Origin of the sequence: Blautia sp. 210820-DFI.6.14, from assembly GCF_020558815.1 — a bacterium.
In the GTDB taxonomy this organism is placed as follows: Bacteria; Bacillota; Clostridia; order Lachnospirales; family Lachnospiraceae; genus Blautia_A; species Blautia_A obeum.
This window is the reverse complement of sequence record NZ_JAJCKS010000003.1, coordinates 206387-221608: the sequence shown is the minus strand read 5'-3', so window position 1 is coordinate 221608 and position 15222 is coordinate 206387. Positions and strand designations below refer to the sequence as shown.

Here is a 15222-nt window from a genome sequence, read left to right as displayed (position 1 = left end):
GTGTTAAGCACGCCGCCAGCGTTCATCCTGAGCCAGGATCAAACTCTCTGATAAAGTGTTTGATATACTCAAGACAACCAACTAGCTTAGTTATCTCTCGTCATTACTGTTTATAAAAAGTTCATTCTGTTGAATGATGATTCTTAAAGAATTTTCGAGAATCGTATGTGTTTCACTGTTTAGTTATCAAGGTTCTTTGCTTGTCTGTCTTTCAGACAGCTTGTTTACTTTACCACATCTTATCGACTGTGTCAAGTACTTTTTTGAAGTTTTTTATTTTTCAAAATTCAAAACCTCAAACGGAGAAGGAGGGATTTGAACCCTCGCGCCGCTATTAACGACCTACTCCCTTTCCAGGGGAGCCCCTTCGGCCAGCTTGGGTACTTCTCCAAATTGCCCTACGCAATCGCTTCTTTTTTCAGAAGCGTTTTATATTATATCGCGTTGTTTTTTATTTGTCAAGAACTTTTTTAACTTTTCAAAAGTTTTTTATTCTCTTCAAATAGCGGAGAGAGTGGGATTCGAACCCACGCGCCCTTGCGGACAAACGGTTTTCAAGACCGCCTCGTTATGACCACTTCGATATCTCTCCATATACACTTTTCAGTGTTCGCCACGTCTCTGTCAGACGCAAGATGTATTCTATCATCAAATCTTTTTGATGTCAATACAAATTTTTACATTTTTTCGATCTTTTTCAAAAACACTTCAGCAACGTCCAGATCCTCCGGAGTCGTGATCTTAATATTCTGATAGGAGCCCTCTACAAGTCTTACTTGAACGCCACTTTCCTGTTCTACTACCATGGCATCATCCGTTATCGCAGTCATATCTTTTTTACGGATACCCTCGTGCGCTTTCTTTATTAAATCATAAGAAAATATCTGAGGAGTCTGAACTGTCCAGACTCTCTTTCGGTCTGGCGTTTCACTTACAAAATCAGCTTCATCTGCTACTTTTACTGTATCTTTAGAAGGCATACCAACAACACAGGCGCCTGTTTCCTGCACTCCAAACATTCCCCTTTCCAAAATCTCCTCGGTAATAAACGGTCTTGCCCCATCATGAATAAAGACATACTTACATTCTTCACACGCAAGAAGCCCCTTGTACACGGAATCATATCGTTCTTTTCCTCCGGCAATCACTGCTGAAACCTTTGTAAGCTGATAACGTTCCACAATTTCTCTTTTGCAGTAAGAGATCATGTCTTCTCCTGTCACTATGATAATATCATGAATCAAAGGACTCTCCTGAAAACATTTTAAAGAATAATATAAAACAGGATGTCCCTGAATTTCCAGGAACTGCTTTTGTATTTTGCTGTGCATACGCTTTCCCTGCCCTGCTGCCAGCACGATTGCGGTTGTTTTTTCTTTCATTTCAGTAACCTCCTGTTTTATTGTTCAAAAGATCTCTTTGCCCCTTGTTTTATTGTATATTCAACGCTCTCCAAGTTTCAGATTCGGTACTGCATTGAGATCCCAGCCATGCCGAGTACCTTTCATATATTCATAATATGCAGCTACCCCTATCATCGCAGCATTGTCTGTACAAAAAATCGGTGATGGACGATAGAACGTATATCCCCTTTCTGCGCATGCCTTTTCCATTGCAGCACGAAGTGTACCATTGGAAGCAACCCCTCCTGCAATAGCAATCTTAGTCATCTTGTAATCCCCTGCAGCAAGCATTGTATGTTCTACAAGAACATCTACCACCGCCTTCTGGAAAGATGCTGCCAGATCCGCTCTATTTACTTCTTCACCTTTCATTTGAGCCTGATTTATATAATTCAGGACAGCTGATTTTACTCCACTGAAACTAAAATCATACGGGCAATCTCCGATTTTTGCACGAGGAAATACAATTGCTTCCGGATTTCCCTCTTTGGAAAGTTTGTCAATCTTCGGCCCTCCCGGATACCCCAGTCCAATCGCCCGAGCTACTTTGTCAAAAGCTTCTCCTGCAGCATCGTCACGTGTTCGTCCAAGTATCTCAAATTCTCCATAATCCTTCACAATAACCAGATGCGTATGACCGCCAGATACGATCAGACAAAGGAAGGGAGGTTCCAGATCTGGATGCTCAATATAGTTAGCAGATACATGTCCCTCTATATGATGCACGCCAACCAGTGGGAGTTTTTTCGCATATGCGATTGCTTTCGCCTCTGCAACCCCAACAAGAAGTGCACCAACCAGACCCGGTCCATAGGTTACACCAATGGCATCCAGGTCATCCAGTGTCACATCTGCTTCTTTTAACGCTTCTTCAATTACCTGATTTATTTTTTCAATATGTTTACGGGATGCAATTTCAGGCACAACACCCCCGTACAGCTTATGAAGTTCTATCTGTGATGATATTACATTGGAAAGAATCGTTCTTCCATTTTTTACTACTGAAGCTGCAGTTTCATCACAAGAACTCTCAATTGCCAAAATCAATGTATCTTTCATTTTCAGACTCCTCTAGTCTTCCTCAAAATTCAATTCTACACTTTTTCCATCTTTTCCCGGCCAGGCATTTGGAAAAATGCCTCGTACCATATCCATATATTCCTCCGGGTGAATCAAAGACGGACTGTAATGTGTAAGCCACAGTTCCTTTACATTTGCATCTCGCGCCAGAGCTGCTGCCTCGCGGAAGGTCATGTGTTTATATCCCTTTGCTTTTTCAATCTTATCTTCTTCTCCATACATACCTTCGCAGATAAAAAGATCTGATTCTGCAGCATTTCGTAGAATTGATTCCGTAGGCCTGGTATCTGTTGTATAAGTAACTTTAATACCTTTTCGATCTGGTCCAAGAACCATATTCGGTGTATAAACTACGCCATCTACTTCTATCGTCTGCCCCTTTTGGAGCGGATTCCAGTATTTTAAAGGTATTGCCTGCTCTTTTGCCCGCTCCGGTGAGAATTTACCCTGTCTCAGGATCTCTATCGTGTATCCATAGCAGATTACATTGTGATTCACTCTGAAAGCCGTAATACGATATCCATTCAATTCCAGAACCTCCTGCGGCTTTGTAATCTCTATAAATCGAATTTCAAAAGGCAGTTCCGGTGCGATGACTCTAAGGGCATTTACAACCCGTTCCAATCCTTTCGGTCCTACCAACGTAAGTGGCTCTGTCCGATCCGCATTTCCCATAGTAAGAAGTAATCCCGGAAGTCCACTGATATGATCTCCATGATAATGAGTAAAGCAGATCACATCGATTGGTTTAAAACTCCAGCCTCTTTCTTTAACTGCAACCTGCGTACCTTCTCCGCAGTCGATCAGCAGACTGCTGCCGTTATATCTTGTCATCAGCGCAGTCAGCCATCGTCTCGGAAGGGGCATCATCCCTCCACTTCCAAGCAAACATAAATCCAACATATATTTTCACTCCTGCATTTTCGTCATTAAAACCGCATTTTCTGTAGGGTCCGTATAATAGTTTTTACGCAGACCATCTTCTTTAAAGCCAAGACGTTCATACAGTCTTCTGGCTGTCCCATTACCTTCCCGCACTTCAAGATGTACGATATGGATTCCAATCATCTCTGCCATCTTCAACATACTGTCTACAAGAAAATAACCAATTCCTTCTCTTTGTCTGTCCGGACTCACTGCCACGTTCAGAATATCGCCCTCATCAAGAACCGTCTGCATGCTACAGTAAGCCAGTATTTTTTCTTTTTCTTCTATGACAAAAAACATTGTATTTTCTTTGGTAAGAAAAGTAAAAAAACCTTCTTTAGTCCACGGATCTGAAAACAATCTGTTTTCTATTTCCACAACCTGTTCCAGATCCTCCACTGTCATTTCACGAAACGTCATGCGTTACCGTCAGCTTTTGCCGCCTCCCGTTCTGCACGCTCACGCTCTGCCTGGGATACTCGCAGATAGTCCGGTATATGTTCCATTGCAGTTTCTGTTTTTCCTTCACGATAATAAATAAGTCCCAGTGCAGCCACTGCTGCTGCACGCTGTTTGTTTACATGTGCCGGGGCAAAAGAATATGGAACCTCCATTTTCTCTGTGATCAGTTCACAAAATACCGGTACTCCATCTCCCAGAAAAGTCACAGGTTGTCCATATGCATTCAACTTTTTGATCATTTCTTCCACTGGCACAGCCATCTGTTCTTCTACTGTTTCCAGCCTATGATCCGTAAAACGATAGATACCTGTATACACCTGTTTACGTCTTGCATCCATGATCGGACAGATCAGTCCTGGCGTATCATACAGATTGTAAGCAAGTCCCTCTACTGTCGGAATTGCCACTAATGGTTTCTTTAATGCCAATCCAAGCCCTTTCGCTGTTGCAGAGCCTATACGAAGTCCGGTAAAAGATCCCGGGCCAGCCGCAACTGCAATCGCATCAATGCTTTCCAGATCAAGTTCGGTCATCTTTACGATCTCATCCAGCATTGGAAGTAATGTCTGTGAATGTGTTTTCTTGTAATTAATGGTATATTCTGCTACCAGAACATCATCTTCTACGACAGCTACGGATGCTACGATTCCGGAACTGTCAAGACCTAAAATTCTCATATTTTTTCTCCTATAAGCCATCTACAGTTATCTTTCTGTAATCAAATCCCTGTGTCAGGTCTTTTTCTATTGTAATAGAAATAACATTATCCGGAAGAATCTCTTCGATCAGCTCAGCCCATTCGATCAAACAGATGCCATTTCCAAAGAAATAATCATCATATCCGATTTCTTCCATCTCTTCGATATCTCCAATTCGGTACACATCAAAATGATAGAAAGGAAGACGCCCCTCTTCATACACCTGTACAATTGTAAATGTCGGGCTGCTTACCGGTTCTGTAATACCAAGTCCCGCTGCCACCCCCTGTGTAAAAACCGTTTTACCTACCCCCAGATCTCCGGTCAGGGTATAAATCTGTCCAGGCTGGGCTGCTTTTCCTATTTTCTCACCCAGAGCATATGTTTCTTCAGGGCTTCTTGTCTCTGTTACCATCTGTTGAATCACCTTTTTCCTTGCAGAATTGTTCTTTGCATATTATAATAGAGCGCACAGAGAAAAACAATACTTTTTGCAAAAGGAGACTATGATTATGGCAAATACAAATCCGGTTGTAACTTTCACTATGGAGAACGGTGATGTTATGAAAGCAGAACTGTATCCGGAAATCGCACCGAATACAGTAAATAATTTTATCAGTCTTGTCAAAAAAGGTTTCTACGACGGACTTATCTTTCATCGTGTCATCAATGGATTTATGATTCAGGGCGGATGCCCGGACGGAACCGGAATGGGTGGTCCAGGATATAGCATCAAAGGAGAATTTGCTCAAAATGGCATTGCAAATAATCTTGCTCATACCCCAGGAGTTCTTTCCATGGCAAGAGCCATGCATCCAAATTCCGGTGGAAGCCAGTTCTTCATTATGCACAAAGCTGCTCCACATCTGGACGGAAGCTATGCTGCATTTGGCAAAGTGATCGAGGGCATGGATGTTGTAAACAAAATTGCTGAAACCGAAACAGATTTCAGAGACAGACCGTTGGATGATCAGCAGATCAAATCTATGACTGTCGAAACCTTTGGTGTAGATTATCCAGAACCAGAGAAGTGCTGATTCAGCAAGCTCTTCAAGTAAATGAGGAGAAGCCTGATGGTGCGATATCTATCTTTTTCAGATAGAACCCGTTACCTTCCGGCTTCTTTTTTATTCCCATATTCTAATGATCAAATGTTATAACTTTTCCGTCGATCACTGCATAATACAGTTCCTGATCTTTTTCGATTCCGGCTCTTCCATTCGTTCCTTCTGTAATTGCCTTCCGTACGCTTCCTACATCCTGCACTGGAACCAGCAGTTTCATGACCACTTTGTCCGTATATTCACTATCCAGCACTGGAATGTTTCTTTCTCCTGCAATGTACTGTATCTTGCCGAGTCCTGTATAATCTGTCGTAATCTTAAGTGCGATTCCCTTTTGTTTAAGAATCACCTTGCTTGCAGCAAGGCCTTCCTGCACTGCTTTGGAATACGCTCTTACAAGTCCACCTGTTCCAAGCAGCACGCCTCCAAAATATCTTGTTACTACAACCGCCACATTGTAAATATCTTCTCCAAGGATCACATCAAGCATTGGCCTTCCAGCAGTTCCGGAAGGTTCTCCATCATCACTGCATCTGGTAAATTCACGATTCATCCCAATCGAATACACATAGCAATTGTGTCTTGCATCCCAGTATTTTTTTTTCATCTCTTCCAGAAAAGCCAACGCTTCTTCTTCACTTTCCACTGGATGAACTGTCGCGATGAAGCGTGATTTTTTTTCAGTGATCTCGCCTTCTCCACCTTCATATACTGTTCTGTACTGTTCCAGCATAAGTACTCCTTCCTAAAACACAGGCTGCAACCGTCCAGGACGATCACAGCCTATATTCAGATACTATTCTTCTGTATAACCGGCATCTCCGCCGCCAGTATCGCCACCGGTATCTCCTCCACCAGTATCTCCGCCACCGGCATCTCCACCGCCGGTATCTCCGGTGTTATCTCCGGTATTATCTCCCGTATTACCACCGGTGTTATCTCCGGTATTATCTCCCGTATTATCACCCGTGTTGTCTCCGGTATTGTCGCCCGTATTATCTCCGGTATTATCACCATTCGGATTATTCGGATCCGGTGTCGGTTCTGGATTGTATATTTCTTCTTCCGTTGTGTATTCCTGCATACCGCTTTCGTCATCTCCGTAGAAATGCTGATCACAATAATCAGTCGGTATATCACCAATATCAAAGTATTCTGTAATAACCGGACAGCCAGCTCTTGGAAGAAGTCCCGTCTCTTCACAAACACTTATCTTGTCAACACTTGCAGGCATATCAAAATCTCTGTCCTCAAGGCCTTCATGAATTCGTGTCATTACTTTCTTCCAAAGGTTCTTATGGAAGTTTCGGGCGTCCTCCGGAAGTTTTTCATTATTGTCATATCCTGACCAAACTGCACATGTATAATATGGTGTATATCCTACAAACCAGAGGTCATTGTACGCATCTGTTGTACCTGTCTTTCCTGCAACTGTCATATTATCAAGCTGGCAGGCTGTACCTGTACCCTGTGTTACAACATCTTCCATAGCACTCGTCAACAGCCATGCTGTACTCTCTTTTATCACAGATCTTCCTGCAGAGTTCTTTTCAATCAGGACATTTCCATTATGATCCAGAATCTTTGTATAATAGATTGGTTCAATATAATTACCACTGTTGGCAATCGCCGCATATGCCGCACAAAGCTCTACGTTCGTTACACCATGTGTCAGACCACCGAGCGCAAGTGGAAGGTTCGCATCTGTCCAGACCGTTCCATTGGCATCTCTGTCCGCTTCTGTTCCATGAGCCAGTGTTGTAAATCCAAAATTATCCAGATACTGCAGACCAAGCTGTGGAGTAACCTCTTCCAGACATTTTACTGCCACAACGTTAACGGAATTCTGAATTGCCTTTCGGATCGTCGTTGTTCCACCATAACTCTTGGAAGCATTATTGACCGGAGATCCATCCGGATAGTTGTAAGGTTCATCTTCAAACGTTGTTGCAAGTGTCATTCCCTTCTCATTGAGAGCTGGTGCATACGTGGAAAGAATCTTAAATGTAGAACCAGGCTGTCTGGTCGTATCTGTTGCTCGGTTCAGAGTCAGACTGGCTGTCTTTTCTCCACGGCCACCAATAATGGCCTTAACATAACCAGTATGCTGATCAATAACACTCATTGAAGACTGCGGCTGTGGTGCAAAGCTTACACGCTCAGCTACAACCGTGCTGCCATCCGCAAGAATACTTGCTTTATAACGATCCACATATTCCTGTCCTTCTTCCTGCGAATCAAACAGAAGGTCAAATTCCGGATCCTCATTCTGAAAATAAAGTTTCAGCATTTCTTTACTGTAGTTTACTTCTTCACCCTGTGGATTCTTGACTGTCAGTGCATAATCCAGTGCATACTGTACATAATCCGGATAATTGGATGGATCTGCATATTCTTCATCGAGGATGCTCTGGATTCGTGCATCCTGTGTTGTATAAATACTCAATCCACCGCTGTACACAAGATTCTGTGCCTGTGTGCGGGTATAACCTTTAATATTCATCAGGTCATTGACCACCTGATCGATCAGTTCATCCTCGAAGTAAGAATAAACCGTATTTTCTGTTTCGGAGTTCAAAACCTGTGCTGCCTGAATACCCGAATATACGTCATCATTGATCACCTGATCATACTGTTCCTGTGTAATGTATCCCTGATCCAGCATATGGTCCAGAACTTCTTTACGTCTTTTGGCGTTTGCTTCCGGATGCTCAATTGGATTATACTGTGTCGGATTCTGTGTGATTCCTGCCAGAGTCGCACATTCTGAAAGATTCAGATCCCAGACATCTTTGTCAAAATATTTGTGTGCCGCTGCCTGAACGCCATAAGTGCCGGCTCCCAGGTTGATCGTATTCAGATAGTTTTCAAGAATTACATTTTTGTTATTGATGTTCTTCTCGACCTCAACAGCAAGATACTGTTCCTGGATCTTACGCGTAAAACGCTCCAGCCAGGTTGATTCCTGTGTCCAGTTCGTAAATACATTATTTTTAAGCAACTGCTGTGTAATAGTACTGGCACCTTCTGAAAGGTCTCCAGATGTGATATTCTTTACAAACGCACGGAGAATACCTCTTACGTCAATTCCATTATGCTCATAAAAACGCTCATCTTCAATTGCCACGACTGCATGCTGAAGATCCAGCGGGATCTGGTCTATGGAAACCGGAAGTCGGTTGGAACTTGGTGCTGTCAGTTTACGAAGCTGATTGCCGTCCCCGTCGTACAAAAAAGTCGCATATCCCAGAGGTGATATATCAATATCATTCGCATCCGGTGCATTGTCTATTATTCCTCGAAAAGCCCCGATTCCCGTACATCCTATAACCACGCAAATTGTGATCAAAGCAACAAACAGGACTCTGATCAACGAAACATGCGCTCTTTTTCCCATCATGGCAGTACGGGAAATCAGCGAATTTCGCTTCTTTGAGACTGATTTTTTTCCGTAATTCATGGTTTTCCTCCTTAATAGTCCGTTTTATTATAACAAATAAGAATTCGTAAATAAAGCCCTAAATAAAAACTTCACATTTTTGACATTAAAAAAGAAGCTTCCCTTTTATAGAAAGCTTCTTCTATGTATTTATCTCTTATTTTACGATCTTTTATTCTCAGAATGTTATTCTTAAAGAACCATTTTAGCTGCGCCGCAGATCCCAGCGTCATTTCCAAGTGTTGCAAGAACAATCTGTGTATCTTTGCAGGATGGAAATGCATATTTCATATAATATTTCTGAATGCAGTCAATCAGTGGCTGTCCGGCCTTGGATACCCCTCCACCGATTACGATTGCTTCCGGATCAACAACTGCCGCAAAACCAGCAAGTGCTCCACCAAGAAGATCTCCTACATATTCCATGGTACGCACTGCAAGTGCATCACCTTCCTTGAATGCATCAAGGACATCTTTTGCTGTGATGTTCTGGAGTCCGCGAAGAGTACTGTCTTCTTCAGATGCAGCAAGCATTCTTCCTGCCACACGTACGATTCCGGTAGCAGATGCATACTGTTCCAGACATCCATGATTGCCGCAGTTACATTTTTCTGCTTCGCCACGTACAACCAGCACATGGCCGATTTCACCACCGGCACCATGTGTTCCGGCAACGATTTTGCCATCTACAATGATTCCGCCACCCACACCTGTACCAAGTGTCACCATGATGACATTATCAGAGCCGGCAGCTGCACCTTTCCACGCTTCTCCCAGAGCAGCAACATTGGCATCATTTCCTGCACATGCTTTAAGTCCTGTCAGATCATGAAGGATCTGTGCTACCGGTGTAAATCCCCAGTAAAGATTTACCGCACATGCAGCTTCCCCTTTAGAATTGATCGGTCCCGGAATTCCGATTCCAACGCCTTCCACATCAGCTTTCTCAATACCTTTTTCTGCCATTTTGTCTTGAATAGCCTTTGCCACATCCGGAAGAATGTTTTCGCCTTTATTTTCTGTTCTTGTTGGAATCTCCCATTTGTCAACAAGATTACCGTCTGTCTGGAAAAGACCGCATTTTACGGTTGTCCCCCCTACATCAATCCCAAAACAATATGAACCCATTTTCATCCACCTTTCCCTGTTTGCCAGTCGTTTTTGTTTTTATAAAAAAATATTTTATCAGCTTTCACGCTTACGTGCAATATTAGCCTGTACACGTTTGTACAGTTCTTCTGCCGCATTGTATCCCATCTTCTTCTGTCGGTGGTTGACAGCCGCTGATTCTACAATAACCGCCAGATTACGTCCTGGTCTGATCGGCAGAGAATGGCAGACAATCTTGTTTCCAAGATACTCTGTATATTCTTCATGAAGTCCGAGACGATCATATTCTTTATCGCGGTCCCACTCTTCAAGTTTGATGACAAGATCAACAGACTGCGTATCTTTAACACTTTCTACACCAAACAGTGTCTTGACATCAATAATACCAATGCCGCGAAGTTCGATAAAATGACGGGTAATATCCGGCGCCGAGCCTACCAGAGTGACATCACTGACTTTACGCAGCTCTACAACATCATCGCTTACAAGACGATGTCCTCGTTTGATCAGCTCCAGTGCAGCTTCACTCTTACCAATACCGCTCTCTCCTGTGATCAGAATTCCTTCGCCATAAACATCTACAAGCACACCATGAATGGAAATACATGGAGCCAGCTGAACACCAAGCCAGCGAATGATCTCTGCCATCAGACTGGAAGTGGTTCTCTCTGTAACAAATGTCGGTACATTGTATTTGATTGCCATATCGATCATGTCCTGTGATGGCTTGGTCATCGTACTGAAGATAACACATGGAATCTTACTTGAAATAAAACGTTCATATTTCATTATTCTCTTTTCATCACTGAGCTGCATCAGATATGTGTACTCTACATAACCAATGATCTGAACACGTTCATTTGCAAAATGCTCCAGATAACCAGTCAGCTGCAATGCCGGACGGTTGATTTCCGCCGTCATGATCCGCATCTCGGACAGATCAATTTCAGGAGTCAGATTTGTAAGGTTAAGCTCCTGTACCATCTTTGTCATCAATACACCTTTCATAATGTGTTCTCCTTTAATGTTTATTTATTCGGGTGAAAAAATTCATACACCTGTTTTGCACTTCCTATATTCATTGACTCCGTCTCTGCAAGTTCTTCTACCGTTGCATCACGGATTCCTTCTATCGAACGGTAACGTCGCATCAGAGCTTTTCGTCTCCGTTCGCCGATTCCCGGAATATCATCCAGAACAGAATGAACCTGTTCTTTACTTCGAAGCGATCGATGATATTCTATTGCGAAACGGTGAGCCTCATCCTGTATTCTTGTGATCAGGCGAAATCCTTCACTGTTGGTGTCGATTGGTATTTCAATATTATCAAAATAAAGTCCTCTCGTTCGATGATGATCATCTTTTACCATACCACAGACCGGGATCCGTATTCCAAGTTTATCAAGAACACCCAGTGCTATATTAACCTGTCCTCTTCCACCATCCATCAGAAGCAGATCCGGCATTCTGGAAAAGCTGTCAAATTCTCCGTTGCTTTCATGTGTAAACCGCCTTGTCAAAACCTCTTCCATACTTGCATAATCGTTCGGGCCCTGCACAGATTTAATGCGAAACTTACGGTAATCGCTGCGCTTTGGCTTTCCTTTCTCATAAACAACCATGGAACCTACGGACTCAAATCCACTGATATTAGAGATATCAAAAGCTTCCATTCGATTAAGACCTTTAAGGCCAAGCCAATCTTCCACTTCATGAACCGCTCCGATCGTTCTGCCTTCTTCCCTTCGAATACGCTCACGATCCTTCTCCAGAACCATTCGCGCATTCTCCCATGCAAGTTCAACAAGCTTTTCCTTGGTTCCTTTTTTTGGCACAACAATACGAACTTTCTGTTTTCTTCTGGATGTCAGCCATTCCTCAATAACATCCGCATCTTCTATCTCTGTCTGCAGTGTAATCTCTCCCGGAATAAACGGTGTACCGGCATAAAACTGCTTTACAAAACTGGACAATACTTGTGACCGGGTATCTCCTCTGGCCACTCTCAGATAAAAATGATCTCTTCCGATCAGCTTGCCATCACGCATAAAAAACACCTGAACAACTGCATCCTGTTCTCGCAGATCAAGGCTTTCATCCATATCACACGCTATGATATCTCTGTCTTCTTCTCCATATGCTGTAATCTTCTGCCGCTCGCCGATCTTCTGGATACTTCGTATCAGATCTCGAGCTTCTGCAGCATCCTCAAAGCGCATTTCTTCAGATGCTTTCTGCATTTTTTCAGTAAGCTGATCGATCGTTTCCTGAAAATCCCCGTTCAGAAAACGAATGACTTTCTGGATATTTTCTTTATAGGCACGCTGATCCGCATGTCCGGTACACGGACCCATGCACTGTTTCATGTGATAATACAGGCATGGACGGTCCTTTCCACAGTCTCTCGGAAGGTTTCGATTACAGGAACGCACCTGATATAATTTGCGTACCAGTTCTATGACATCTTTTACAGCGCCACCACTGGTATATGGACCAAAATAACGGTTCTTGTCTTTTTTCATTCTTCTGGCGAACAATACCCTTGGATAAGCCTCCTGAACAGTCACCTTAATAAACGGGTAACTCTTGTCATCTTTCAGCATGGTATTGTATTTCGGTCGATGTTCCTTGATCAGATTGCTTTCAAGGACCAGGGCCTCCAGTTCAGAATCTGTAATGATATATTCAAATCTGGCTATGTGGGTAACCATCTGCTCAATCTTGGCACCTTTGTTACGGCTGCTCTGAAAATACTGCCGCACACGGTTTTTAAGGCTGATAGCTTTTCCTACATAAATGATCTCATCCCGTTCATCGTGCATCAGATAGACACCCGGTTTCGCGGGAAGTTTTTTTAGTTCTTCTTCAATCTGAAACATATTACTCCTCAGAATCAGATTCGTTGTTGTCTGTTTCAGTCACATCAACAGCTGCAATTTCATGTACAGGTTCTGCCTGTGTTTCTTCCGCTGTCAACCCTTCTGTATTTTCCACTGCTGTCTTGTCGGCAGTCGTCTGTACTTCATCCGGAAGGTCCTCCAGATTCTCCGGAATCTCCAGTCCTTTCTCAACTGCACGGAAGATCTTCATAAATTCCTTACCAGTGATCGTCTCTCTGCTGATGAGATATCCGGCGATCTTATCCAGTGCCTCTCTGTGCTCATTCAGAAGTCTCTTGGCTTCTTCGTAAGAATAATGCAGAAGCTGCATAACCTCATGATCAATCTCTGTTGCAGTATCATCACCACAATTCAGTACCGCACGGCCTGACAAATACTGATTTTCCTGAGATGCCAGTCCCATCAGTCCAAATTTCTGAGACATACCATACTGTGTGATCATTGCACGCGCAACTTTAGTTGCCTGTTCAATATCATTGGCAGCACCGGTAGTGACCGTATCAAACACGATTTCTTCTGCTGCACGCCCACCCAGATATCCGACCAGCATTGCTTCCAGCTCTTTCTGGGTATTAAGATATTTTTCTTCCTCAGGTACCTGCATAACATAACCAAGTGCTCCCATGGTTCTCGGCACGATCGTTATTTTCTGCACAGGTTCTGCATCTTTCTGTAACGCATTGACAAGCGCATGGCCAACTTCATGATAGGAAACAATTTTTCTTTCCTGCGGGCTTAAGATACGATCTTTCTTCTCTTTACCAACGAGTACAACTTCAACAGATTCCTGAAGATCTTTCTGTGAAACAGCTCTGCGGCCATTTTTGACTGCAAGGATTGCAGCTTCATTGATCATATTGGCAAGATCTGATCCCACAGCCCCTGATGTAGCAAGCGCAATTGCTTCCAGATCGACCGTTTCATCCAGCATGACGTTTTTTGCATGGACTTTGAGGATTTCCACACGTCCTTTCAGATCCGGGCGATCAACAATGATACGTCTGTCAAAACGGCCAGGACGCAGAAGTGCCGGATCCAGTACTTCTGGACGATTGGTTGCCGCGAGGATCAGAAGCCCTTTTGAAGTATCAAATCCATCCATTTCCGCAAGCAGCTGATTCAGTGTCTGCTCACGTTCATCATTGCCTCCGCCGTAACGTGAATCACGGCTTTTACCGATTGCATCGATCTCATCGATAAATACGATACATGGTGCATTTTTCTTCGCTTCTTCAAACAGGTCCCTTACTCGGGATGCACCTACACCAACAAACATCTCTACAAATTCTGAACCAGAAAGTGAAAAGAACGGTACATTCGCCTCGCCTGCTACTGCCTTGGCAAGAAGTGTCTTACCTGTTCCCGGAGGTCCTACAAGAAGCGCTCCTTTCGGAAGTTTTGCACCAATTGCAGTGTATTTCCCCGGATTATGCAGAAAATCCACAACTTCCTGCAAAGATTCTTTTGCTTCTTCCTGTCCTGCAACATCTTTAAATGTCACTCCGGTTTCTTTTTGAACATAAGCTTTTGCCCTGCTCTTACCAACACCCATGATGCCGTTTCCACCTTTGTTCATCCGCCGCATAAAAAACATCAGCATAAAAAACAGAACTACTGTCGGCAGTAGAACACTGATCATGGTCGAAACAAATTCTCCCATAGCATCCGGCTGCTCATAATGGAATACGATATCCGTTCCCTCCAGACGTTTTGTAAGGGCGTCTGCATCCTCCATCTGGTTTACTTTATAACTTACATTCTGGTAGTAGGATTTCTGAATCTTAGGTACAACAGTCAGCACACCTGACTGAAGAGTAACTTCTTTTACCTGATCCTTCTCTACCATTTCGATAAATTTATCATATGTGATCTCACTGGACTTGTCGCTCATCATATCTGTTACAAAGCTCAGGCATACCAGTGAAATCAGCAGACAAATCAAAAAAGCCAGAATAGACTGGCGGTTTTTATTCGGTCCCTGATTGCCAGGATTGTTTCGATTCGGACGGTTTCGATCCGGCCGATTGTCCATCTGATTGTTCATTCTTGTCCTCCTCTTGTTATCTTCTTTATTATAAAGATATTTCTTGTATAAATCAACTGAAAAACTGTGATTGTTTGCAGTACATTACTTGCCTG

At 43.2% G+C, this 15222-nt stretch carries 13 protein-coding genes and 2 tRNA genes; 1 reads left to right on the top strand and 14 read right to left on the bottom strand.

Annotated elements, in window-relative coordinates; genetic code table 11:
- Positions 1–300: 300 nt before the first annotated feature.
- The 8 genes from LI112_RS04895 to tsaE form a co-directional block, all read right to left on the bottom strand.
- Positions 301–390: transfer RNA gene (locus tag LI112_RS04895), tRNA-Ser, on the bottom strand.
- Between the two features lie 116 nt (positions 391–506).
- Positions 507–592, bottom strand: a tRNA-Ser gene (locus LI112_RS04890).
- Between the two features lie 85 nt (positions 593–677).
- Positions 678–1382, bottom strand: coding sequence for a 2-C-methyl-D-erythritol 4-phosphate cytidylyltransferase (gene ispD / locus LI112_RS04885; RefSeq protein ID WP_022388341.1), 705 nt, complete (start codon positions 1380–1382; stop codon positions 678–680).
- A 60-nt stretch (positions 1383–1442) separates the two neighbouring features.
- Positions 1443–2462: a tRNA (adenosine(37)-N6)-threonylcarbamoyltransferase complex transferase subunit TsaD gene (gene tsaD, locus LI112_RS04880; protein WP_022388340.1), complete on the bottom strand. Its 1020-nt coding sequence runs from the start codon at positions 2460–2462 to the stop codon at positions 1443–1445.
- Between the two features lie 12 nt (positions 2463–2474).
- Positions 2475–3386: a ribonuclease Z gene (locus LI112_RS04875; RefSeq protein ID WP_022388339.1), complete on the bottom strand. Its 912-nt coding sequence runs from the start codon at positions 3384–3386 to the stop codon at positions 2475–2477.
- Positions 3387–3392: 6 nt separating this feature from the next.
- Positions 3393–3830 carry a ribosomal protein S18-alanine N-acetyltransferase gene (gene rimI / locus LI112_RS04870; protein ID WP_005421972.1) on the bottom strand — a complete coding sequence of 146 codons (438 nt, stop codon included), beginning with the start codon at positions 3828–3830 and terminating at the stop codon, positions 3393–3395.
- Positions 3827–4549: a tRNA (adenosine(37)-N6)-threonylcarbamoyltransferase complex dimerization subunit type 1 TsaB gene (tsaB, locus tag LI112_RS04865; RefSeq protein ID WP_055056750.1), complete on the bottom strand. Its 723-nt coding sequence runs from the start codon at positions 4547–4549 to the stop codon at positions 3827–3829. Before tsaB ends, rimI begins: the two co-directional genes overlap by 4 nt.
- 10 nt (positions 4550–4559) lie before the next feature.
- Complete coding sequence (gene tsaE / locus LI112_RS04860; protein ID WP_005421968.1) at positions 4560–4985, bottom strand: tRNA (adenosine(37)-N6)-threonylcarbamoyltransferase complex ATPase subunit type 1 TsaE; 426 nt, start codon at positions 4983–4985, stop codon at positions 4560–4562.
- Between the two features lie 97 nt (positions 4986–5082).
- Between tsaE and LI112_RS04855 the strand changes: the two genes are divergently transcribed.
- Positions 5083–5607, top strand: a complete 525-nt coding sequence (locus tag LI112_RS04855; RefSeq protein WP_117739090.1) for a peptidylprolyl isomerase — start codon at positions 5083–5085, stop codon at positions 5605–5607.
- Positions 5608–5710: 103 nt separating this feature from the next.
- Here LI112_RS04855 and LI112_RS04850 read toward each other — a convergent pair whose 3' ends face one another.
- From LI112_RS04850 to ftsH, 6 genes are all read right to left on the bottom strand, one after another.
- On the bottom strand, positions 5711–6367 hold the full coding sequence (locus tag LI112_RS04850) for a YigZ family protein (protein WP_117739091.1): 657 nt from the start codon (positions 6365–6367) through the stop codon (positions 5711–5713).
- A 63-nt stretch (positions 6368–6430) separates the two neighbouring features.
- Positions 6431–9094, bottom strand: coding sequence for a transglycosylase domain-containing protein (locus LI112_RS04845; RefSeq protein ID WP_117739092.1), 2664 nt, complete (start codon positions 9092–9094; stop codon positions 6431–6433).
- Between the two features lie 171 nt (positions 9095–9265).
- Positions 9266–10201: an ROK family glucokinase gene (locus LI112_RS04840; RefSeq protein ID WP_022388334.1), complete on the bottom strand. Its 936-nt coding sequence runs from the start codon at positions 10199–10201 to the stop codon at positions 9266–9268.
- A gap of 57 nt (positions 10202–10258) precedes the next feature.
- Positions 10259–11191: an HPr(Ser) kinase/phosphatase gene (gene hprK / locus LI112_RS04835; protein WP_022388333.1), complete on the bottom strand. Its 933-nt coding sequence runs from the start codon at positions 11189–11191 to the stop codon at positions 10259–10261.
- A gap of 20 nt (positions 11192–11211) precedes the next feature.
- On the bottom strand, positions 11212–13062 hold the full coding sequence (uvrC, locus tag LI112_RS04830) for an excinuclease ABC subunit UvrC (protein ID WP_005421948.1): 1851 nt from the start codon (positions 13060–13062) through the stop codon (positions 11212–11214).
- 1 nt (position 13063) lies between these two features.
- Positions 13064–15127, bottom strand: a complete 2064-nt coding sequence (ftsH, locus tag LI112_RS04825; RefSeq protein ID WP_055066539.1) for an ATP-dependent zinc metalloprotease FtsH — start codon at positions 15125–15127, stop codon at positions 13064–13066.
- Between the last annotated feature and the right edge of the window lie 95 nt (positions 15128–15222).

Bases quoted from the DNA above. Each gene is read 5' to 3' on its own strand.
- LI112_RS04845 (WP_117739092.1), bottom strand. From the start codon at position 9,094: ATGAATTACGGAAAAAAATCAGTCTCAAAGAAGCGAAATTCGCTGATT.
- tsaD (WP_022388340.1), bottom strand. From the start codon at position 2,462: ATGAAAGATACATTGATTTTGGCAATTGAGAGTTCTTGTGATGAAACT.
- LI112_RS04850 (WP_117739091.1), bottom strand. From the start codon at position 6,367: ATGCTGGAACAGTACAGAACAGTATATGAAGGTGGAGAAGGCGAGATC.
- uvrC (WP_005421948.1), bottom strand. From the start codon at position 13,062: ATGTTTCAGATTGAAGAAGAACTAAAAAAACTTCCCGCGAAACCGGGT.
- LI112_RS04855 (WP_117739090.1), top strand. From the start codon at position 5,083: ATGGCAAATACAAATCCGGTTGTAACTTTCACTATGGAGAACGGTGAT.
- hprK (WP_022388333.1), bottom strand. From the start codon at position 11,191: ATGAAAGGTGTATTGATGACAAAGATGGTACAGGAGCTTAACCTTACA.
- tsaB (WP_055056750.1), bottom strand. From the start codon at position 4,549: ATGAGAATTTTAGGTCTTGACAGTTCCGGAATCGTAGCATCCGTAGCT.
- ispD (WP_022388341.1), bottom strand. From the start codon at position 1,382: ATGAAAGAAAAAACAACCGCAATCGTGCTGGCAGCAGGGCAGGGAAAG.
- LI112_RS04840 (WP_022388334.1), bottom strand. From the start codon at position 10,201: ATGGGTTCATATTGTTTTGGGATTGATGTAGGGGGGACAACCGTAAAA.
- LI112_RS04875 (WP_022388339.1), bottom strand. From the start codon at position 3,386: ATGTTGGATTTATGTTTGCTTGGAAGTGGAGGGATGATGCCCCTTCCG.
- tsaE (WP_005421968.1), bottom strand. From the start codon at position 4,985: ATGGTAACAGAGACAAGAAGCCCTGAAGAAACATATGCTCTGGGTGAG.
- ftsH (WP_055066539.1), bottom strand. From the start codon at position 15,127: ATGAACAATCAGATGGACAATCGGCCGGATCGAAACCGTCCGAATCGA.
- rimI (WP_005421972.1), bottom strand. From the start codon at position 3,830: ATGACGTTTCGTGAAATGACAGTGGAGGATCTGGAACAGGTTGTGGAA.